This window comes from Streptomyces sp. NPDC051563, assembly GCF_044454225.1.
GTDB lineage: Bacteria > Actinomycetota > Actinomycetes > Streptomycetales > Streptomycetaceae > Streptomyces.
Genome location: NZ_JBITDL010000051.1, coordinates 1 through 20,738, shown reverse-complemented (window position 1 = coordinate 20,738; position 20,738 = coordinate 1). Strand labels below are relative to the sequence as shown.

The following is a 20,738-nucleotide window of genomic DNA, read 5'->3' as shown; positions in this document are numbered from 1 at the left end:
TTGGTGCTGCGGTGGCGCCACCTTGGCAGAGGGGCGCCGGGTGCGGCGATGATGTCGGCGGCGGGTTTGCGCCGTGGCCGCTTCCCGCCAGGAACGGTTCCGAGAGGGTTGGGTGGACGAGTTGCTGGGTGCGATAGGTCTCGACGAAGGACAGGAGTCCGCTTACCGCGCGCTGGTCGCGCTGGGAGCGGCGGAAATACCGGACCTCGCACACCGGTTGACGCTGCCGGTGCAGCAGACCGAACGGACCCTGCGCCACCTGGAGCGCCACGGGCTCGCCGCCCAGTCCTCCGCCCGTCCCGGCCGGTGGGTGGCGGCTCCGCCCGGGGTGGCCCTGGGGGCGCTGCTCACCCAGCAGCGGCACGAGCTGGAGCAGGCGGAGCTGGCGGCGGCCCTGCTGGCGGAGGAGTACCGGGCGGAGGCCGCCGAGCCGGCCGTGTACGACCTGGTGGAGGTGGTGACGGGCGCGAGCGCGGTGGCCCACCGCTTCCACCAGCTCCAGCTCGGCGCGGTGGAGGAGGTGTGCGCACTGGTCAGCGGCCGGCCGCAGGTGGTGACGGGGACGGACAACGAGGCGGAGGAACGCGCGGCCGTGCGGGGCGTCGCGTACCGGGTGGTCATCGAGCGGGAGGTGCTGACCCTGCCCAGCGGGATCCGCGAGGCCTCCACGGCGCTGGCGCGCGGCGAGCACATCCGGGTGTCGGCCGCGGTGCCGACCAAACTCGTCATCGCGGACCGGACGCTCGCGATGGTCCCGCTGACGGCCCGCGGGGCGGAGCCGGCGGCGCTGGTCGTGCACGCGTCGGGGCTGCTGGAGTCCCTGATGGGCCTCTTCGAGGCGGTCTGGCGGGAGTCGCTCCCGCTGCGGCTGGGCTCCACCGGGGCGCCGGAGGAATCGGCCGGCGGACCGGACACCACGGACCTGGAGATCCTCACCCTCCTCCTGGCCGGGATGACGGACGCGAGCGTGGCGAAGCACCTGGAGCTGGGCCTGCGGACGGTGCAGCGGAGGGTCAGGGGCCTGATGGAGCTGGCGGGGGTCACGACCCGGCTCCAGCTCGGCTGGCACGCCTACGAGCGGGGCTGGGTGGCCCGATAGCCCCAGGTCAGGCAGGCTGAGCAAATGGATCTGCCTCAGCTGCCCCAGTTGCTGCTGGTGGGGCTGGTGCTGGTGCTCGGATTGCTCGGGGTACTGGTCCCCGGCGTCCCCGGCACCCTCCTCGTCTGGGCCGGCGTCCTGTGGTGGGCGCTGCACGAGCAGTCCTCGGCGGCCTGGGGCCTGCTGGCGGGCGCGACGGCGCTGCTGCTGGTCGTTCAGGTGGTGAAGTGGCAGCTGCCCCCGCGCCGGCTCCGGGGAGTCGGCGTCACCCGCCGGATGGTGGTGTACGCGGGCACGGGGGCGGTACTGGGCTTCGTGCTGCTCCCGGTCATCGGCACGGTCCCCGGCTTCGTGGGCGGCATCTACCTCTGCGAGCGCCGCCGCCTGGGCACCGACGGGGAGGCCAGGGCCTCGGTACGGTCGGTGATGCGGGCGGTGGGGACGAGCGTGCTGGTGGAGCTGTTCGCGTGCCTGCTGGTGGTGGGTGCCTGGCTGGGCATCGCGCTGTGGGCGTAGGCCGCCGGACGGGGCTTACGGCGTAGGCCGGACTAGGCCCTCGGCCCGATGCGCCGACCGGGACCGGCTGGGACCGTATCCCCATGACGGAGAAGACGGAGTCCAAGGCTTCCAAGGGTTTCACGGGTTTCAGCGAGGCCGAGCTGACCTACCTGCGTTCGCAGCACCTGGGCCGCCTCGCGACGGTGGACCCGGCCGGGCAGCCCCAGGCGAACCCGGTGGGGTTCTTCCCGCAGGACGACGGCACGGTCCTGGTGGGCGGCCTGGCAATGGGCACCACGAAGAAGTGGCGCAACCTCACCCGCAACCCCCTGTTGTCGCTGGTCGTGGACGACCTGGTCAGCACCCGCCCGTGGACGGTCCGCGGCATCGAAATCCGCGGCCACGCCACCCTGGAGGTGGGGCCCCACTCCCTGGGCCCCCACTTCAGCCCGGAGGTCATCCGCATCCACCCGCACCGCGTCCTGGCCTGGGGCCTGACGGACTAGCCGGCGCCCGCCGGGCAGCTCACGGAACGGCGCCCCGGGGCGGAGCGCGGGGCTCCGCCCCGGGGCGGGAGGGGTCAGGCTCGGCCCGTGCGCTTCGCGGAATAGTTCGCGCGGCCCTCCGCCGAGCGGAGCCTCCAGTCGCGCCTGATCTCCGACCGCAGCCGCGCGTCCGTCTTGGCGACGATCCGCTGGTTCTCCCGCAGCAGCTTGCGGTAGCTCTCCAGTCGCCGCTCGGGCAGCTCCCCGGAGGCCAGCGCGGCCGTCACCGCGCACCCGGGCTCCGCCTCGTGCGCGCAGTCGTGGAAGCGGCAGCGCTCCGCGTACTGCTCGATCTCCGAGAAGACCTGCCCGACGCCCGCCTCCGCGTCGAAGAGCCCGACGCCCCGCAGCCCGGGGGTGTCGATCAGCACGCCTCCGCCCGGCAGCGCGAGCAGGTTGCGCGTCGTGGTGGTGTGGCGGCCCTTGCCGTCGACCTCGCGGGCCGCCTGGACCTCCATCACCTCTTCCCCGAGCAGGGCGTTGGCCAGCGTGGACTTGCCCGCACCGGAGATCCCGAGGAGCACGCTCGTACCGCTCCCGACGACCGCGGCGAGCACGTCCGTGCCCTCTCCGGTCACGGAGGACACCGTGAGGACCGTGACCCCGGGGGCCGTGGCCTCGACGTCCTCGACGAGGTGCCCGAGGGTGACCGGGTCGGGGACGAGGTCCGCCTTGGTCAGGACGACGAGCGGCTGGGCCCCGGATTCCCAGGCGAGCGCGAGGAACCGCTCGATGCGGCCGAGGTCCAGTTCGACCGCGAGTGACACCGCGATGATCGCGTGGTCGACGTTCGCGGCGAGGATCTGGCCCTCGGACCGCTGCGAGGAGGTGGACCGCACGAAGGCGGTCCGGCGCGGCAGGTACGCCTTCACGTAGCGCGGGGTGCCGTACGCCTCCACCACCGCCCAGTCGCCGGTGCAGATGACCCGGAGCGGGTCGTGGGGGGTGACGAAAGCGGTGTCGGCGCGGACGATGCCTTCGGCCGTCATGACGTCGCACTGTCCGCGGTCGACCCGTACGACCCGGCCGGGCAGGAGGCCCTGGTCCGCGTACGGGGCGAACTCGGCCGCCCACGCCTCGTCCCAGCCGAAGGGGGCCAGGGCGTGCGGAAGCGACGAGGAGGAAGAGGAAGAAGAGGAGAGGGAAGGAGCGGAGAAAGCGGAGAGAGACAAGGGAAACCCTTCACAGGGTGGCCCCGGCGGTGCGCGCCGCTATCGGGCGCGAGAGAAGTGTGAGGTCAGCCGGAGACCACAGAAGTGACATTGATGGTCTTCTGAGTGCGGGCAACGCCCTGCGCCATGACAGTCATCAATGAACTCACCTCCGGGTCTGCATACGTACTGACGAGTGGTCCCGCGCCGGTCCTCGGCGGGAACGTCCCCACCGTAACAAGCACCCTCGCGCCCGCGCCACCTCCTTTTCGGGTATCCGCAAACCGAGTTTCGAACTTACCGACGGTCAGGGTGATTCCGGGAAATCCGCGGCCAAGTTGGCTAGCGAGACTAGAGTGTTCTGCATGGAGAGCAGCAGAACCGCAGATTCTGAGACGCTTTACGAGACATACGTCGCCCCGGTGACCGAGACGGCTCCCGACACCCGGCGGCGGATCCTGCGGGTCTCCATGGAGCTGTTCGCGGTCCACGGCTTCCACGAGACCTCGCTGCGGGAGATCGCCGAGCGGGTGGGCGTCTCCAAGCCGGCGGTGCTCTACCACTTCCCCGGCAAGGCCGACATCCTCGACGCCCTCGTGGAGCCGATGCTCCGCGATCTGGCGGCCGCCCTGGCCCGTGCCGCGGCAGCCGGGGCGCCGGACGGGCCCGCCGCGGCGTCGGGCCGCTCGGACCGGGCCCGGTGGGCCGCCATCGAGGGGGTGCTCGACGTCTGGCTGGAGCACCGCCGGCTGCTCCGCCTGAATCTCCAGGACACGGCCCCGGCCGCTCCCGGGCCGGCCTGCGCCCGGCTGCGCGAGGCAGTGCTGCGGGCCAACTTCCTGGTGGCGGGCCCGCATCCGGGATTCGCGGAGCGGGTACGGGCCTCCCAGGCCGTCGCCATGCTCTCCGATCCGGTGGTGCTCTTCGCCGACGCCCCCGTCCCGGCCCTGCGCGAGGCCGTCCTGGACGGAGTGCGCCGCCTCCTCGACGGCCCGCACCCGGACGGCGCCGGCCCCGCCCGGCCCGCTCCCGGCGGCCGCCGCGGGCGGCCCGCCGCCATGAGCCCGGCCATGATCGAGGCCGCCCGCCGGATGCACGCCGCCGGCAGCGGGGCCACCGCGATCGCCGCCGCCCTCGGCGTCTCCCGGGCCACGGTCTACCGGCACCTCCCCCAGGAGGAGGAATCCGAGTGACCGGACGCGACGCGACGGGAGCGTGCGCGCCCCGCCCGTGTCCGATGCGTTCAAGACCGGCCGGGCCCGGCGTGCCTAGGGTGAGTTCATGACTCCCCGACTCGACATGATCGGCATCATCGTCTCCGACATGGCCGCATCGCTCGCCTTCTACCGCCGCCTCGGCATCGACGTGCCCGCCGAGGCCGACTCCCAGCCGCACGTCGAGGCCGTCCTCCCGGGCGGCCAGCGGATCGGCTGGGACACGGAGGAGGTCATCCGCTCCTTCGACCCGTCCTGGACCCGCCCCACGAGCGACGGCCGGGTGGGGCTGGCCTTCCTGTGCGACTCCCCCGCCGAGGTGGACGCGCTGTACGCGGAGCTCACGGAGGCCGGGCACACGGGCCACCTGAAGCCCTGGGACGCCTTCTGGGGGCAGCGCTACGCCGTCGTGCTGGATCCCGACGGCTCCGGGACCTCCCTCTTCGCGCCGGCGGATCCGGCCGCGTAGGCACCGGGCGTGGTCCCGGCCAGGGCCCGCACCTCGCGGGTGTAGTGGGCCTGGTCGGCGTATCCGGCCGCCGCCGCGACCGCCGCCTGCGGCAGCCCGCGCCGGGTCAGCGCCAGGGCCCGCTGGAGGCGCAGGATCCGCCCCAGGGTGCGGGGCCCGTAGCCGAAGGCGTCGAGCGAGCGGCGGTGCAGCCGGCGCTCCCCCAGGCCGACCGCGCCCGCGACCGCGGCCACGCCCTGCCCGGCCCGCAGCCGGGCCGCGACCTCCGTGACGAGCGGGTCCGGGAGCCCGCCGTCGGCCGTGCGGAGCCGGGCCAGCTCGTCCAGTCCCGCGCGGGGATCCCCGTACGAGCCCACGCGTGCGGTGAGGCGCCGTACCTCGGCGGCGGGCCACAGGTCGGCCAGCTCGACCCGCCGGTCCCGCAGAACGCGGGCCGGTACGCCGAGCAGCGCGGGCGCCGCGCCGGGGGCGAGCCGGATCCCGGCGAAGCCGGAGCCCGGGACCTCTCCGGCGGGGTGCGCGGCGGTGTCGGGTCCGGCCACCAGGAGCCGCCCGTCCACCCACAGCAGGTCCATGCACCCGTCGGGCAGCACGGCGCCGCCGCCGGTCCCGCCGGCCCGCCAGAGCACCGCTCCGGCGACCGTCCGGGACGGCCGTTCCTCGTACCCCGGGCCGGGTACGGTTCGCGCGGGTTCCGCCACGTCACCAGGCTACGGCGGCGGGCGGCGGCTCGTCAGTGCTTGCGCAGCCGGGAGTGGTAGTCCTCGGGCGGCAGGAACTTCGACCAGCGCTCCGGGAACTCGGAGGGCATGCCCCCGTCCTCGTCGCCCTCGTCGTCCTCCGACTCCCCTTCGGCCATGGCCCGCCAGGCGGCCGCCCGGGCCACCAGCTGGGCGGCCTCCGCCTCGCGGACCCGCTCGTTCGCCTCGCGCGCGGCCGCGGTGGCCACCGAGGGCCAGACCCGGTCGATCGCGGCGTTGACGGCGGCCCCGACGAGGACGGCGAAGGCCGAGATGCCGATCCACAGCAGGATCGCCACGGGGGCGGCCAGCGATCCGTAGATGGTCGGCCCCTCCACCGTGTTGGTGAGGTAGATCCGCAGCAGGAAGGAGCCGAGCACCCACATGGCGAGGGCGACCAGCGCGCCGGGCACGTCCTCGATCCAGGGCGAGCGGACCGGGACGGAGACGTGGTAGAGCGTGGTCAGGAAGGCGATGGAGAGCAGCGTGACGACGGGCCAGTACAGGACCGCGATCACCTCGGTGCTCCAGGGCAGCACCCGCACCACCGCGTCCGGGCCGACCACCATCAGCGGCAGCACGATGGCGCCGATCAGCAGGGCGATCACGTAGAGGACGAAGGCGAGCAGCCGGGTCTTGACGATGCCGCGCTGGCCGTCGAGTCCGTACATGACGGTGATGGTGTCGATGAAGACGTTGACGGCGCGCGAGCCCGACCAGAGGGCGAAGGCGAAGCCGAGGGAGATGAGGTCGGGGCGGCCGCGGCCGGTGACGTCGTCGAGCATCGGTTTGGCGATGTCGTTGACGCCCCGGTCGGAGAGCACGGTGCCCACCGCGCGCAGGATGTTCTCCTCGATGCTGGCGACGGTCGTACCGCCCGACCAGCCGTCCACGTACCCGAGGAGGCCCAGCAGGCCCAGGAAGAGCGGGGGCAGCGAGAGCAGGGTGAAGAAGGCCGCCTCGGCGGCGAGTCCGAGGATCCGGTACTCGATGCACGAGTTCACGGTGTCCTTGAGCAGCAGCCACGCCATCTTGCGCTTGGAGACGTTGCGGTAGAGGGCGCGGGCCCGGTGGAGGCGTCCCGGAATCCGCTCAGGTGTTTCTTTCGCGTGCTGCACGTCCTTACGGTATCGGCATGGCAGCCACCACCCACACAGTCAGCAATCAGGCCCCGCCGCTCGTGGGGCACGACGTATACGGCAGCGACCGGGTCCTGAGCGAGGGCGTGGAGCGGCACCTCGCGGACGCCGCGCCCGAACTCGCCGCGGAGGCAAGGGAGGAACTCTCGGATCTGGGGCGTGCGGCCGGGTCCCGGCAGGCGCAGGACTGGGGGACGCAGGCGAACGAGAACCCGCCGAAGCTGCGGACCCACGACCGGTACGGCAACCGGATCGACGAGGTGGAGTTCCATCCCTCGTGGCACCGGCTGCTCGGGCACGCCGTGGGCGCCGGGCTCACCGACGCGTGGGGGCGGCCGGCGGGCCATCTGCGGCGGGCGGCCGGGTTCTTCGTGTGGTCGCAGGCGGAGGCGGGGCACGGGTGCCCGGTCTCGATGACGCACGCGGCGGTACCGGCGCTGCGGACCGATCCGGAGCTGGCGGCCGAGTGGGAGCCCCGGCTGACCTCGCACGTGTACGAGGAGGGGCTGCGGCCGGCCGGCCAGAAGGCCGGGGTGCTCTTCGGGATGGGCATGACGGAGAAGCAGGGCGGCAGCGACGTCCGGGCGAACACGACGGCGGCGGCAGCGCTGGACGCCTCGGGCGAGTACCTGCTGACGGGGCACAAGTGGTTCTGCTCGGCGCCGATGAGCGACGGGTTCCTGGTCCTGGCCCAGGCATCCCCCTCCGGACGGGACAGCCTGACCTGCTTCCTGGTGCCGCGGGTGCTGCCGGACGGGACCCGGAACGTCTTCGCGATCCAGCGGCTGAAGGACAAGCTGGGCAACCGGTCGAACGCGTCGAGCGAGGTGGAGTTCGACGGGACGTGGGCGCGGCGGGTGGGCGAGGAGGGCCGGGGGGTGCGGACCATCATCGAGATGGTCGCGGCGACCCGGCTGGACTGCGTGATCGGTTCGGCCTCGCTGATGCGGCAGGCGCTGACCCAGGCGGTCCACCACGCAGAGCACCGCTCTGCTTTCGGAGCGCCGCTCATCGACCAGCCGCTGATGCGCAACGTGCTCGCCGACCTGGCCCTGGAGTCGGAGGCCGCCACCACCCTCATGCTCCGCCTCGCGGCCGCGTACGACGCGGTCCAGAGCTCGGGCAGCGAGCAGGAGCGGGCCTTCCTGCGCATCGCGGTGCCCGTCGCGAAGTACTGGGTGACCAAGCGCTGTACGCCGATGGTGGCGGAGGCCCTGGAGTGTCTGGGCGGAAACGGCTACGTCGAGGAGTCGGGGATGCCCCGGCTGCTGCGCGAGTCCCCGCTGAACTCCATCTGGGAGGGGTCGGGCAACGTCCAGGCCCTGGACGTGCTGCGCGCCCTGCAGCGCGAGCCGATGGCGCTGAACGCCTTCCTCCAGGAGGTGGGCCTGGCGCGCGGCGCCGACCACCGGCTGGATTCGGCCATCAAGAACCTGCTGACCGAGCTCGCCGACCTGGAGGGCATCGAGGCGCGGGCCCGGCGGGTCGTGGAGCGGATGGCCCTGGTGCTTCAGGGATCCCTGCTGGTGCGCTGGGCCCCGCCGGAGGTGGCCGATGCCTTCTGCGCCTCGCGCCTGGGCGGTGACTGGGGCGCGGCCTTCGGCACGCTGCCGCACAGTCTGGATCTGGGATCGGTGGTGGAACGGGCCCGGATCGCGGGCTAGCGGAGGGCCCCAACCCTCCGGAAGCGAGGCTGATGCGGAGGGCCCCAACCCTCCGAAAAGCTCTGTGGTGCGGGATCCGGGCCCGTTGACCAGGAACAGGGATGGCGCCGCGCCGACTCGGCACCACCCCTGATCCGGAAGCCCCGAGGAAGGAGCTGTCACGTCGCTCGGCGACGTGCGCACAGTTTCGATCGACCGACCGGGACTTGGCGAGAGTTGCAAGACGTTGCAACCTTTGACTCGGAACCGCGCCGCGGGTGCTCCGGTCCTCGCCTGGAAGCGGCGCGCACCGGACGGACCGCCGGGGCGGGAACCGTCGTACGCACGTTCGGCACGGGGAGGTTCCGGTGGTCCACACCACGGCCAGCACGGTCGATGCGGCACGCATCTCGGCCATGGACGCGCGGGAAGCCGCGCGCCTGCTCAAAGGCGTACGGGCGGCCGCGCTGGCCGGGGACCGTCCGCCGGCCGCGCCGCGCCCGGAGATCGCGGAGTCCTGGCGCCGGATGATGGCGGGCGGGGTCCACCCCGACCGGGACAGCCGCTCGCGGATGCTGTCGGCCGCCGAGACCGAGGAGCGGCGCCAGACCTCTCCGCTACGGGATCTGCTGCCCGTCCTGCGCGAAGGGCTGCTCCCCTCCCTGGACGAGGCCCTGCACATCATGGTCGTCGCCGACGCCGACGGGCGGCTGCTGTGGCGGGAGGGCCACGCCTCGATCCTGCGCAACGCGGACCGGCTGGGCTTCGGGGTGGGCGCCCACTGGGACGAGGCGGTGGTCGGCACCAACGGGGTCGGCACCGCCCTGGTGACGCGCAGACCGGTCCAGGTGTTCTCGGCGGAGCACTTCGTCTCCAGCCACCACGACTGGACCTGCGCCGGAGCCCCCGTACGGGACCCCCGCGACGGGCAGCTGATCGGGGTCCTCGACGTCAGCGGGCCGCTGGCCACCATGCATCCGGCGACCCTGGCGTGGGTGAGCTCGGTGGCCCGGCTCGCGGAGCGGGAGCTGCGGGTGCGCCACCTGGAGTCGCTGGAACGGCTGCGGGCGGTGGCCTCCCCGCTGCTGGCCCGAATGCCGGGGCGGGCCCTGGCCGTGGACGGCAACGGGTGGACGGCGGCCGTCACGGGGCTCGCCCCGACGGAGCGGATCCCGCTGCCCAAGGGCTTCGGCCCGGGCCGGGTGTGGGTGCCGCAGCTCGGCGACTGCCTGGTGGAGCCGCTGCCCGGCGGCTGGCTGGTGAACGTCACGGAGGCCCGGACCGGCGCCGGGGCGGCGGCACGCGTCGTCCTCGACCTCAGCTGCCCGGGGGCGTGGCGGGCCACCGTCTACGGGGCCGCGGGCAGCTGGTCGCAGGAGCTGAGCCCGCGCCACGCGGAGCTGCTGTTCCTGCTGGCCGAGTCCCCGCGGGGGCGCTCGGCGGCGGAGCTCGCGCAGGAGCTGTTCGGGGATCCGACGCGCACGGTGACCGTCCGCGCGGAGATCTCCCGGGTGCGCCGCAACCTCGGCGGGGTGCTGGCCCACCGCCCGTACCGCTTCGCGCACGACGTGGAGGTGGAGCTGATCCGCCCGGCGAACCCTGCCGCGCTGCTGCCGCACTCCACGGCCCCGGCGGTGATCAGCGCCCGGCTGGGCCCGGCGGGGAGCGGCATGATTCCCTGACGTCCATGAGCACGAGCACACTGACCACCTGGTCCCTGGAAATGAACGCGCCGTCCGACCTCGTCGCGGCGGCCGTCCCGGGCCCGGAGATCCGGATCGTCCGGTCGGAGGTCCCCTCCCCCGAATTCAGCCGGTTCCTCTACGCCTCCGTGGGCGGCGACATCCACTGGACCGACCGGCTGTCGCTGACCCGCGCGCAGTGGGTGGAGCAGCTGGACCGTCCGGGCGTGGAGACGTGGGTGGCGTACGACCGCGGCACCCCGGCGGGGTACGTGGAACTCGACCCGCAGCCCGACGGCGTGGTGGAGATCATGTACTTCGGCCTGCTCCCCGAATTCCGGGGGCGGCGCATCGGCGGCCACCTGCTGACCGTGGGCATCGAGCGGGCCTGGTCGCTGGCCGAGCGCTGGCCGGAGCTGGCCCCGACGCGCCGCGTCTGGCTGCACACGTGCAGCGACGACGGCCCGACCGCCATGGCGAACTACCTCCGGCGCGGCTTCAAGGTCTTCAAGGAGGAGACGGAGGAGAAGGCCGTCGCCCCCACTCCGGGCCCCTGGCCGGGCGCGTAGCCCCACGGGACAAGGGGACGGACGGGCCCAAAGGGGCCGGTGGGGTGACGCCCATCACGGACATCTTGCCATGCGAGACGAGTTCGTCCGCATCGTGGACAGTAGTGGACTCCTCCAATCGCCACATGCCACGCTTCCCCCCATGAACGGAGCTGGAATTGCCTTGGTGAGTCGGCGGCACGTCGACCTCGGCCGCATGTCCAGCGCCATCTGTCCGGCGCGCTGACGCACAGCACCGCCGCGACAGCGCCCCGCACCGACGTCGCCGCGGGCGAGAACACGCCGCTCGCCGTCAGCCATCACCGCAGTCCCCTGTAGGCCGGCCGTCGCCCCAAAAAGGCGACGGAACAGCCACATCCGCTCCACGCGCGCCAGGGGTCACGCCGCCGCTCCCCTGCCCCTGCCTCGAGCCGCCCAAGAAGGACGTACCGCCATGGCCGCCACCCCCGATACGACCGCAGCCGCCGCACCCGCCGCGCGCCGCAAGACCGGCCGTCACCGCGGTGAGGGCCAGTGGGCCGTCGGACACCACACGCCCCTCAACGGCAACGAGCAGTTCAAGAAGGACGACGACGGTCTCAATGTGCGGGCGCGCATCGAGAACATCTACTCCAAGGCGGGCTTCGACTCGATCGACCCCAACGACCTGCGCGGCCGCATGCGCTGGTGGGGCCTCTACACCCAGCGCAAGCCCGGGATCGACGGCGGCAAGACCGCGATCCTGGAGCCGGAGGAGCTGGACGACAAGTACTTCATGCTGCGCGTCCGCATCGACGGCGGCCGGCTGACCACCGAGCAGCTGCGCGTCATCGGCGAGATCTCCGAGGAGTTCGCCCGCGGCACCGCCGACCTCACGGACCGGCAGAACGTGCAGTACCACTGGATCCGCATCGAGGACGTCCCGGAGATCTGGCGCCGTCTGGAGGCCGTCGGCCTCTCGACCACCGAGGCCTGCGGTGACACCCCCCGCGTGATCCTCGGTTCGCCCGTCGCCGGCATCGCGCTGGACGAGATCATCGACGGCACCCCCGCGATCGACGAGATCTATGCCCGCATCGTGGGCAACCCCGCCTTCTCGAACCTGCCCCGCAAGTTCAAGTCCGCGATCTCCGGTTCGCCGCTGCTCGACGTGGCGCACGAGATCAACGACATCGCGTTCGTCGGTGTGAACCACCCCGAGCACGGCCCCGGCTTCGACGTCTGGGTCGGCGGCGGCCTCTCCACCAACCCTAAGCTGGGTGTGCGCCTGGGCACCTGGGTCTCGCTCGACGAGGTCCCGGACATCTACGAGGGCGTCATCTCGATCTTCCGCGACTACGGCTACCGCCGGCTGCGCACCCGCGCCCGCCTGAAGTTCCTCGTCGCCGACTGGGGCCCGGCCAAGTTCCGCCAGGTCCTGGAGGACGAGTACCTGAAGCGCAAGCTGACCGACGGCCCCGCGCCCGAGCAGCCCAGCGGCCAGTGGCGCGACCACGTGGGCGTGCACCAGCAGCAGGACGGCAAGTTCTACGTCGGCTTCGCGCCCCGCGTGGGCCGTGTCGACGGCGCCACCCTGACGAAGATCGCCGCCGTCGCCGAGCAGCACGGTTCCGGCCGGCTGCGCACCACCGCCGAGCAGAAGATGATCGTGCTCGACATCGAGGCCGGCCAGGTCGACTCGGTCGTCGCGGCCCTGGAGGCGCTGGACCTGCGGGTCAACCCGTCCCCGTTCCGCCGCGGCACGATGGCCTGCACCGGCATCGAGTTCTGCAAGCTGGCCATCGTCGAGACGAAGGCGCGTGGCGCCTCGCTGATCGACGAGCTGGAGCGCCGCCTGCCCGGGTTCGCCGAGCCGCTCACCATCAACATCAACGGCTGCCCGAACGCCTGCGCCCGTATCCAGGTGGCGGACATCGGTCTCAAGGGCCAGCTGGTCCTGGACGACGAGGGCAACCAGGTCGAGGGCTATCAGGTCCACCTGGGCGGCGCACTCGGACTGGAGGCCGGTTTCGGCCGCAAGGTCCGCGGGCTCAAGGTCACCTCGGCCGGCCTGCCGGACTACGTCGAGCGGGTCGTCACGCGCTTCGAGAAGCAGCGCGAGGACGGCGAGCGCTTCGCCAGCTGGGTCACCCGTGCCAAGGACGAGGACCTGTCGTGAGCGAGCGCGCCGCACCCTTCTACTGCCCGTACTGCGGCGACGAGGACCTGTTCCCGAACGAAACAGGTCACGGCGCCTGGGAATGCCGGGCCTGCAATCGAGCCTTCCAGCTGAAGTACCTCGGGCTGCTGGCCCGGGGTGTTCAGTCCAACGATGCTGGAGGGGACGAGATATGACCACGATTCAGGACACGGATCTCAAGAACCTGCAGGTACTGGCCGAGCAGGCGGGCCGCGACCTCGAGGACTCCACCCCGCTGGAGATCCTCACCTGGGCGGCCGAGACCTTCGGCAAGAAGTTCGCCGTGACCTCCTCCATGGAGGACGCGGTCGTCGCCCACCTCGCCTCCCGCGCCTTCCCCGGCGTGGACGTGGTCTTCCTCGACACGGGCTACCACTTCGAGGAGACCATCGGCACCCGCGACGCGGTCGAGGCCGTGATGGACGTCAACGTCATCACGCTCACCCCGCGCCGGAGCGTCGCCGAGCAGGACGCCGAGTACGGCCCGAAGCTGCACGACCGCGACCCCGACCTGTGCTGCGCGCTGCGCAAGGTCAAGCCGCTCGAAGAGGGCCTGACCGCGTACGACGCCTGGGCCACGGGCCTGCGCCGCGACGAGTCCCCGACCCGGGCGAACACCCCGGTGGTCGGCTGGGACGAGAAGCGGCAGAAGGTCAAGGTCTCGCCGATCGCCCGCTGGACCCAGGACGACGTGGACGCGTACGTCCTGGAGCACGGTGTGCTCACCAACCCGCTGCTGATGGACGGTTACGCCTCCGTCGGCTGCGCCCCCTGCACCCGCCGGGTGGCGGAGGGCGAGGACGCCCGCGCCGGCCGCTGGGCCGGGCGCGGCAAGACCGAGTGCGGACTGCACGGCTGATGACGGCCACCAGCACGACCAACGAACGTACGGAACCGACGGAGACGAACCAGATGAGCGTGAGCGACCAGGGCGCCACCGTGTGGCTGACCGGGCTGCCGAGCGCGGGCAAGACCACCATCGCCTACGCGCTGGCCGAGCGGCTGCGCGCCGAGGGCCACCGCGTGGAGGTCCTCGACGGCGACGAGATCCGCGAGTTCCTCTCCGCCGGCCTCGGCTTCGGCCGTGAGGACCGGCACACCAACGTGCAGCGGATCGGCTTCGTCGCCGAACTCCTGGCGTCCAACGGCGTCAAGGCGCTCGTCCCGGTGATCGCGCCGTTCGCCGATAGCCGCGAGGCCGTCCGCAAGCGGCACGCCGCCGAGGGCACGCGCTACCTCGAAGTGCACGTGGCCACTCCGGTGGAGGTGTGCTCCGAGCGTGACGTGAAGGGCCTGTACGCCAAGCAGGCGGCGGGCGAGATCTCCGGTCTGACCGGGGTCGACGACCCGTACGAGGCACCGGAGTCCCCGGACCTCCGTATCGAGTCGCACACGCAGTCCGTACAGGAGTCGGCTTCGGCCCTGCACGCTCTGCTCACCGAGAGGGGTCTGGCATGACCGCCACCGTCGCACACGTCCACGAAGGGACGGACGCGCCCTACGCGCTGTCGCACCTCGACGCCCTCGAATCGGAGGCCGTGCACATCTTCCGCGAGGTGGCGGGCGAGTTCGAGAAGCCGGTGATCCTGTTCTCCGGCGGCAAGGACTCCATCGTCATGCTGCACCTGGCGCTGAAGGCCTTCGCACCGGCGCCGGTGCCGTTCACCCTGCTCCACGTGGACACCGGCCACAACTTCCCCGAGGTCCTGGACTACCGCGACCGCGCGGTCGCCCGGCACGGACTGCGGCTGCACGTGGCCTCCGTCCAGGAGTACATCGACGCCGGCAAGCTCCGCGAGCGCCCCGACGGCGTCCGCAACCCGCTGCAGACCGTGCCCCTCACGGAGGCGATCCAGCAGCTGAAGTTCGACGCGGTCTTCGGCGGCGGCCGCCGCGACGAGGAGAAGGCCCGCGCCAAGGAGCGCGTCTTCTCCCTGCGCGACGAGTTCTCCCAGTGGGACCCGCGCCGCCAGCGCCCCGAGCTGTGGCAGCTCTACAACGGCCGTCACGCGGCGGGCGAGCACGTGCGCGTCTTCCCGCTCTCCAACTGGACCGAGCTGGACGTGTGGCAGTACATCGCCCGCGAGGAGATCGAGCTTCCGGAGATCTACTTCGCCCACGAGCGCGAGGTCTTCCAGCGCAACGGCATGTGGCTGACGGCCGGCGAATGGGGCGGCGCCAAGGAGGGCGAGACCACCGAGACCCGCCTGATCCGCTACCGCACCGTCGGTGATATGTCCTGCACCGGCGCCGTCGACTCCGACGCCACCACGCTGGACGCCGTGATCACCGAAATCGCCGCCTCCCGGCTCACCGAGCGGGGCGCGACCCGCGCCGACGACAAGCTGTCCGAGGCCGCGATGGAAGACCGCAAGCGCGAAGGGTACTTCTAGACATGACCTCCACCACCGAGCAGTTCGCCGATCTGTCGGCGACCACGCTGCTGCGCTTCGCCACCGCGGGCTCCGTCGACGACGGCAAGTCCACCCTCGTCGGACGCCTCCTGCACGACTCCAAGTCGGTCCTGACCGACCAGCTGGAAGCCGTGGAGCGGGTCTCCGCCAGCCGCGGTCAGGAAACCCCCGACCTGGCGCTGCTCACCGACGGCCTGCGGGCCGAGCGAGAGCAGGGCATCACCATCGACGTGGCCTACCGCTACTTCGCCACCGCCCGGCGCCGGTTCATCCTGGCCGACACCCCCGGGCACGTGCAGTACACCCGCAACATGGTCACCGGAGCCTCCACCGCCGACCTGGCCGTGGTGCTGGTCGACGCCCGCAACGGCGTGATCGAGCAGACCCGCCGGCATGCCGCCGTGGCGGCCCTGCTCCGGGTCCCGCACGTGGTCCTCGCCGTCAACAAGATGGACCTGGTGGGCTACGAGGAGGCCGTCTTCGCCTCGATCGCCGAGGAGTTCACCGCGTACGCCACGGGCCTGGGCGTCCCGGAAATCACCGCGATCCCGATCTCGGCCCTGGCCGGCGACAACGTGGTGGAGCCCTCCGCGCACATGGACTGGTACGGCGGCCCCACGGTGCTGGAGCACCTGGAGACCGTCCCCGTCAGCCACGACCTGACCGCCTGCCCGGCGCGTTTCCCGGTGCAGTACGTGATCCGTCCGCAGACCGCCGAGCACCCCGACTACCGGGGCTACGCGGGCCAGATCGCCTCCGGCGTGCTGCGCGTCGGCGAGGCCGTCACCGTCCTGCCGTCGGGCCGCACCTCGGTCATCGAGGGCATCGACGCGCTCGGTGAGAGCGTCGACATCGCGTGGGCCCCGCAGTCGGTGACCCTGCGCCTCAAGGACGACATCGACATCTCGCGCGGCGACCTGATCGCGCCGTCGTCGAGCTCCCCCGCCACCACGCAGGACGTCGTGGCGACGGTCTGCCACGTGGCGGACCAGCCCCTCGCCGTGGGCGCCCGGGTGCTGATCAAGCACACGACGCGCACGGTGAAGGCGATCGTCAAGGAGATCCCCTCGCGGCTGACCCTGGACGACCTGTCCCAGCACCCGAACCCCGGGCAGCTGGTGGCCAATGACATCGGCCGAGTCGTCGTCCGTACCGCCGAGCCGCTCGCGCTCGACTCGTACGCCGACTCGCGCCGGACCGGGTCCTTCCTGCTGATCGACCCGGCGGACGGCACGACCCTGGCGGCGGGCATGGTCGGCGAATCCTTCGCCTCCCAGGCCCAGACCACCGTTCAGGCCGATGAAGAAGGGTGGGACTTCTGATCATGCTTGCCGATATCTACTCCACCTTCGCGAAGGAGGGCGGCCGCGTAGGCAGCGGCTCCCTCGGCAGCGGCCAGGGAGGTGTGGGGCGATGTGCGTGATGACGTACGCGCACCGCTTGCGCGCCCACACCCCCCACGAGCCCTACCTGCCCTTGTTGAGCAAACGAAGACGTGCGTCGTGACACGACGCTACGAGAGGAAGCCCTCCCGTGCCTGCCATCGGTACCCCGCGTAAGACCCTGCACCGCAGCATCGCCGCCGCTGCCGCCCTGCCGCTCCTGATCGGCGCCCTCGCCTCGTGCGGCTACGGCTCCGAGGCCAAGAAGGACGACGCTCCCAAGGCGAACGTCGCCGACGACTCCGGCAAGAAGCTGTCGGCCTCCGAGGTGCGCATCGGCTACTTCCCGAACCTGACCCACGCCACGGCGCTGGTCGGCATCCAGGAAGGCCTGATCGCCAAGGAGCTGAACGGCACCACGATCAAGCCGCAGACCTTCAACGCCGGCCCCTCCGAGATCGAAGCCCTCAACGGCGGCTCTCTCGACATCGGCTTCATCGGCCCCTCGCCGTCGATCAACGCCTACGTGAAGTCCAAGGGCTCCAACCTGCGGATCATCTCCGGCTCCGCCTCGGGCGGCGTGAAGCTGGTCGTGAACCCGGAGAAGGTCAAGACCCTGGACGACCTCAAGGGCAAGAAGATCGCCACCCCGCAGAAGGGGAACACGCAGGACGTCGCGTTCCTCAACTGGATCGCCGAGAAGGGCTGGTCGGTCGACCCGGAGTCCGGCAAGGGTGACGTCTCCGTCGTCCGCACGGACAACAAGGTCACCCCGGACGCCTTCAAGCAGGGCTCGATCGACGGCGCCTGGGTGCCGGAGCCCACGGCCTCCAAGCTCGTCTCCGAGGGCGCCAAGGTGCTCCTCGACGAGACCGACCTGTGGCCCGACAAGAAGTTCGTGATCACGAACATCATCGTGTCGCAGAAGTTCCTCACCGAGCACGCGGACGTCGTCGAGGCGGTGCTCAAGGGCACGGTCAAGACCAACGAGTGGATCAACGCCAACCAGGACAAGGCGAAGGCCTCCGCCAACGCCGCGCTGAAGGCCCTGAGCGGCAAGGAACTCGAAGCGGCGGTCATCGACCCGGCGTGGCCGAGCATCCTCGTCACCGACGACCCGCTGGCGAGCACCCTGAAGACCGAGTCGGACTGGGCGGTCAAGGCCAAGCTCATCGAGCAGCCCGACCTGAACGGCATCTACGACCTGAAGCTCCTGAACAAGGTGCTCAAGGCCGCCGGCAAGCCCGAGGTCTCCGACGCCGGTCTCGGCGTCAAGTAGCCCCTCCGGCACCGCTCTTCAGCAATTCGTTCAGCAACCCTTCAGTACCCCGTCCCGAATCCCAGGAGGTGACGACCATGGCCACCATGCTTGCCAAGGCTGCCGAGGGCACCGTAGCGGAGCAGACCCACGCCGCTCGGATCGAGCACGTCTCGAAGTCCTTCTCCGGCCCGGCCGGATCGCAGCTCGTCCTGGACGACATCAGCCTCGATGTCGCTCCCGGAGAGTTCGTCACCATCCTGGGTGCCTCGGGCTGTGGAAAGTCCACCCTGCTCAACCTGGTCGCCGGACTGGACGCGCCGTCCGCGGGGTCGATCGAGACCCCCGGCGGCCGTCCGGCCCTGATGTTCCAGGAGCACGCCCTCTTCCCGTGGCTCACCGCGGGCAAGAACATCGAACTCGCCCTGCGCCTGCGCGGGGTGGCCAAGGCCGACCGCAAGTCCGAGGCCGAGCGGCTGCTGGAGCTGGTCCGGCTCGGCGGCTCGTACGGCAAGCGGGTCCACGAGCTGTCCGGCGGCATGCGCCAGCGCGTGGCCCTGGCCCGGGCGCTCGCCCAGGACAGCCAGCTGCTGCTGATGGACGAGCCGTTCGCGGCGCTCGACGCCATCACCCGCGACGTGCTGCACGGAGAGCTCACCCGCATCTGGGAAGAGACGAACCTGTCCGTCCTGTTCGTCACGCACAACGTCCGCGAGGCCGTACGGCTCGCGCAGCGCGTGGTCCTGCTGTCCTCGCGGCCCGGCCGGGTCGCGAAGGAGTGGACCGTGGACATCCCGCAGCCGCGCCGCATCGAGGACGCGGACGTCGCGGAACTGTCCCTTGAGATCACCGAACACCTGCGTGGGGAGATCCGCCGCCATGGCCAGCACTGACACCACCGCCGAAGTCCAGTCCAAGGCCAAGCCGGACGACCTCGCAGGACTGGAGGCGGGCCTCGACGCGCTCGACGCCGTCCAGACGCACCGCACCCCGGTCCGCGAGGTCCTCGTCAAGAAGGTCCTGCCGCCGGTCCTCGCCGTCGGCCTGGTCCTCCTCGTCTGGCAGGTCCTCGTCGCCGCGCACATCACCGAGGAGACGAAGCTCCCCGCCCTGTCCTCCGTCTGGGACAGCCTGACCCACATGTGGGCCAAGGGCACCCTGCTGGAGGTCATCTGGACCAGCGTCTCGCGCGGTCTGCTCGGCTTCCTGCTGGCCCTGGCCATCGGTACCCCGCTCGGACTGCTCGTCGCCCGGGTGAAGTTCGTCCGCGCCGCGATCGGCCCGATCCTGCAGGGCCTGCAGTCGCTGCCCTCGGTCGCCTGGGTGCCCCCGGCGGTGCTCTGGTTCGGGCTCAACGACGCGATGATGTACACCGTCATCCTGCTCGGCGCCGTGCCGTCGATCGCCAACGGCCTCGTCTCCGGCATCGACCAGATCCCGCCGCTGTTCCTGCGGGCCGGCCGCACCCTGGGCGCCACCGGCCTGCGCGGCGCCTGGCACGTGGTCATGCCGGCCGCGCTGCCCGGTTACCTGGCCGGCCTCAAGCAGGGCTGGGCCTTCTCCTGGCGCTCGCTGATGGCCGCCGAGATCATCGCCAGCTCCCCCGACCTCGGTCTGGGCCTGGGCCAGCTCCTCGAGAACGGCCGCAACAACATCGACCTGCCCGGCGTGTTCCTCGCGATCATCCTGATCCTGGTCGTCGGCATCGCCATCGACCTGCTGATCTTCAGCCCGGTCGAGCGGTGGGTGCTGCGCACCCGCGGCCTGCTGGTCAAGAGCTGATCACGTGTCCGCGCACGTCACGCACTCCCCCGCGCTGCTGGTCATCGCCCACGGCAGCCGCGACCCGCGGCACGCGGCGACCGTGCACGCCCTCACCCGCCGGGTGCGGGCGATGCGGCCGGGGCTGCGCGTGGAGACCGCGTTCCTCGACTTCGACACCCCGACCGTCGACCAGGCGGTGGCCTCGCTCCACCTCTCCGGAGTACGCGAGATCGTGGCGCTCCCCCTCCTCCTGACGAGGGCGTTCCACGCGAAGTCCGACATCCCGGCGGTGCTCGCCGGAGCCACGTCCCACCTGCCGGACCTCTCGGTCCGGATCGCGGACGTGCTCGGACCGTCGCCGCTGCTGCTGGCGACCCTCGAGCGCAGGCTGTGGGAAGCCGGCCTCACCCCGGCGGACCGCGCCACCACCGGTGTGGTGCTCGCGTCCGCCGGTTCCTCCGACCCGGAGGCGATCGCAGTGATCGCTGAAACCGCGCGGGAGTGGCGGCACACCGGTTGGTGCGCCGTGCGGCCTGCGTTCGCCTCCGCTGTTCTGCCCCGTACGGAAGACGCCGTACGGGCCCTGCGCGCGGAGGGCGTCCGCCGGATCGCGGTGGCCCCCTACGTCATCGCCCCCGGCCGGCTCCCCGACCGCATCGCGGCGGGCGCCGAAGCCGCGGGGGCCGACGTGATCGCGGCCGTCCTCGGCCCCTCCCCGGAACTGGCCCGCCTGCTGCTCCGCAGGTTCGACGCGGCAACCCCGACCCACCTCCCGGCCCTGGCGGCCTGACCCCCTGCCGCTGCTCGGGGCGAAGTCCCCTACCCACCCTTCGCCCGTTCCCCGGGGCTGCGCCCCGGACCCGTTGCCGCGCGCGGCGCCGTTCCCGGGGGCCAGCCCCCGGACCCCCGCTCCTCAAACGCCGGAGGGGCTGAGTTTGGCCGGCCTCCGGCTGGATGTGCGCGGGGCGGGCTGGTGTGCCGCGCAGCGGCACACCATCCCCTCCGGCGTTTGA

At 71.9% G+C, this 20,738-nt stretch carries 22 protein-coding genes; 19 read left to right on the top strand and 3 right to left on the bottom strand.

All coding sequences use genetic code 11. The features are described from left to right. Nucleotides 1-121: 121 nt before the first annotated feature. From ACIA8F_RS37350 to ACIA8F_RS37340, 3 genes are all read left to right on the top strand, one after another. Nucleotides 122-1,099, top strand: coding sequence for a helix-turn-helix domain-containing protein (locus ACIA8F_RS37350; RefSeq protein WP_399385501.1), 978 nt, complete (start codon nt 122-124; stop codon nt 1,097-1,099). A 24-nt stretch (nt 1,100-1,123) separates the two neighbouring features. Then, complete coding sequence (locus ACIA8F_RS37345) at nt 1,124-1,615, top strand: DUF456 domain-containing protein (protein WP_399385487.1); 492 nt, start codon at nt 1,124-1,126, stop codon at nt 1,613-1,615. A gap of 83 nt (nt 1,616-1,698) precedes the next feature. Next, nucleotides 1,699-2,103, top strand: a complete 405-nt coding sequence (locus ACIA8F_RS37340) for a PPOX class F420-dependent oxidoreductase (RefSeq protein WP_399385486.1) — start codon at nt 1,699-1,701, stop codon at nt 2,101-2,103. A gap of 74 nt (nt 2,104-2,177) precedes the next feature. Here the strand turns inward: ACIA8F_RS37340 and rsgA are convergent, their stop codons facing one another. Continuing rightward, nucleotides 2,178-3,314: a ribosome small subunit-dependent GTPase A gene (gene rsgA / locus ACIA8F_RS37335; RefSeq protein WP_399385485.1), complete on the bottom strand. Its 1,137-nt coding sequence runs from the start codon at nt 3,312-3,314 to the stop codon at nt 2,178-2,180. 401 nt (nt 3,315-3,715) lie between these two features. Between rsgA and ACIA8F_RS37330 the strand changes: the two genes are divergently transcribed. Together ACIA8F_RS37330 and ACIA8F_RS37325 are read left to right on the top strand one after the other, a co-directional pair. Then, nucleotides 3,716-4,486, top strand: coding sequence for a TetR family transcriptional regulator (locus tag ACIA8F_RS37330; protein WP_399385484.1), 771 nt, complete (start codon nt 3,716-3,718; stop codon nt 4,484-4,486). A gap of 88 nt (nt 4,487-4,574) precedes the next feature. Next, nucleotides 4,575-4,976: a VOC family protein gene (locus ACIA8F_RS37325; RefSeq protein ID WP_399385483.1), complete on the top strand. Its 402-nt coding sequence runs from the start codon at nt 4,575-4,577 to the stop codon at nt 4,974-4,976. On the opposite strand, the gene ACIA8F_RS37320 is transcribed toward ACIA8F_RS37325, so the two are convergent. Together ACIA8F_RS37320 and ACIA8F_RS37315 are read right to left on the bottom strand one after the other, a co-directional pair. Further along, nucleotides 4,907-5,677: a helix-turn-helix domain-containing protein gene (locus ACIA8F_RS37320; RefSeq protein ID WP_399385482.1), complete on the bottom strand. Its 771-nt coding sequence runs from the start codon at nt 5,675-5,677 to the stop codon at nt 4,907-4,909. The genes ACIA8F_RS37325 and ACIA8F_RS37320 overlap by 70 nt on opposite strands. A 32-nt stretch (nt 5,678-5,709) precedes the next feature. Then, nucleotides 5,710-6,834, bottom strand: a complete 1,125-nt coding sequence (locus tag ACIA8F_RS37315; protein ID WP_399385481.1) for a YihY/virulence factor BrkB family protein — start codon at nt 6,832-6,834, stop codon at nt 5,710-5,712. A 17-nt stretch (nt 6,835-6,851) separates the two neighbouring features. Between ACIA8F_RS37315 and ACIA8F_RS37310 the strand changes: the two genes are divergently transcribed. The 14 genes from ACIA8F_RS37310 (at nt 6,852) to ACIA8F_RS37245 (ending at nt 20,515) form a co-directional block, all read left to right on the top strand. After that, entirely contained in the window at nt 6,852-8,519 is a 1,668-nt protein-coding gene (locus ACIA8F_RS37310; protein WP_399385480.1) for an acyl-CoA dehydrogenase family protein, read from the top strand. 395 nt (nt 8,520-8,914) lie between these two features. After that, on the top strand, nt 8,915-10,180 hold the full coding sequence (locus ACIA8F_RS37305; RefSeq protein WP_399385500.1) for a GAF domain-containing protein: 1,266 nt from the start codon (nt 8,915-8,917) through the stop codon (nt 10,178-10,180). A 5-nt stretch (nt 10,181-10,185) separates the two neighbouring features. Beyond that, nucleotides 10,186-10,749 carry a GNAT family N-acetyltransferase gene (locus ACIA8F_RS37300; protein WP_399385479.1) on the top strand — a complete coding sequence of 188 codons (564 nt, stop codon included), beginning with the start codon at nt 10,186-10,188 and terminating at the stop codon, nt 10,747-10,749. A gap of 70 nt (nt 10,750-10,819) precedes the next feature. Beyond that, nucleotides 10,820-10,975: a putative leader peptide gene (locus ACIA8F_RS37295; RefSeq protein ID WP_351382296.1), complete on the top strand. Its 156-nt coding sequence runs from the start codon at nt 10,820-10,822 to the stop codon at nt 10,973-10,975. Between the two features lie 207 nt (nt 10,976-11,182). Further along, the gene (locus ACIA8F_RS37290) at nt 11,183-12,886 is read left to right on the top strand and encodes a nitrite/sulfite reductase (protein ID WP_399385478.1); all 1,704 of its coding nucleotides are present in this window, start codon (nt 11,183-11,185) and stop codon (nt 12,884-12,886) included. Further along, a complete protein-coding gene (locus tag ACIA8F_RS37285) occupies nt 12,883-13,062 on the top strand; it encodes a DpnI domain-containing protein (RefSeq protein WP_214956597.1) in 180 nt (59 codons plus the stop codon). The genes ACIA8F_RS37290 and ACIA8F_RS37285 overlap by 4 nt, the downstream gene beginning before the upstream one ends. Next, complete coding sequence (locus ACIA8F_RS37280; protein WP_399385477.1) at nt 13,059-13,766, top strand: phosphoadenylyl-sulfate reductase; 708 nt, start codon at nt 13,059-13,061, stop codon at nt 13,764-13,766. Before ACIA8F_RS37285 ends, ACIA8F_RS37280 begins: the two co-directional genes overlap by 4 nt. A 53-nt stretch (nt 13,767-13,819) precedes the next feature. Continuing rightward, nucleotides 13,820-14,365, top strand: coding sequence for an adenylyl-sulfate kinase (cysC, locus tag ACIA8F_RS37275; RefSeq protein WP_399385499.1), 546 nt, complete (start codon nt 13,820-13,822; stop codon nt 14,363-14,365). Next, nucleotides 14,362-15,300 carry a sulfate adenylyltransferase subunit CysD gene (gene cysD, locus ACIA8F_RS37270; protein ID WP_399385476.1) on the top strand — a complete coding sequence of 313 codons (939 nt, stop codon included), beginning with the start codon at nt 14,362-14,364 and terminating at the stop codon, nt 15,298-15,300. Before cysC ends, cysD begins: the two co-directional genes overlap by 4 nt. 2 nt (nt 15,301-15,302) lie before the next feature. Then, nucleotides 15,303-16,643: a sulfate adenylyltransferase subunit 1 gene (locus tag ACIA8F_RS37265; protein WP_399385475.1), complete on the top strand. Its 1,341-nt coding sequence runs from the start codon at nt 15,303-15,305 to the stop codon at nt 16,641-16,643. A 220-nt stretch (nt 16,644-16,863) separates the two neighbouring features. Then, nucleotides 16,864-17,982, top strand: coding sequence for an aliphatic sulfonate ABC transporter substrate-binding protein (locus ACIA8F_RS37260; RefSeq protein ID WP_399385498.1), 1,119 nt, complete (start codon nt 16,864-16,866; stop codon nt 17,980-17,982). 77 nt (nt 17,983-18,059) lie between these two features. Continuing rightward, nucleotides 18,060-18,854: an ABC transporter ATP-binding protein gene (locus ACIA8F_RS37255; RefSeq protein WP_399385474.1), complete on the top strand. Its 795-nt coding sequence runs from the start codon at nt 18,060-18,062 to the stop codon at nt 18,852-18,854. Beyond that, nucleotides 18,841-19,743: an ABC transporter permease gene (locus ACIA8F_RS37250; RefSeq protein ID WP_399385473.1), complete on the top strand. Its 903-nt coding sequence runs from the start codon at nt 18,841-18,843 to the stop codon at nt 19,741-19,743. The genes ACIA8F_RS37255 and ACIA8F_RS37250 overlap by 14 nt, the downstream gene beginning before the upstream one ends. A gap of 4 nt (nt 19,744-19,747) precedes the next feature. Then, on the top strand, nt 19,748-20,515 hold the full coding sequence (locus tag ACIA8F_RS37245; protein ID WP_399385472.1) for a sirohydrochlorin chelatase: 768 nt from the start codon (nt 19,748-19,750) through the stop codon (nt 20,513-20,515). Nucleotides 20,516-20,738 lie beyond the last annotated feature (223 nt).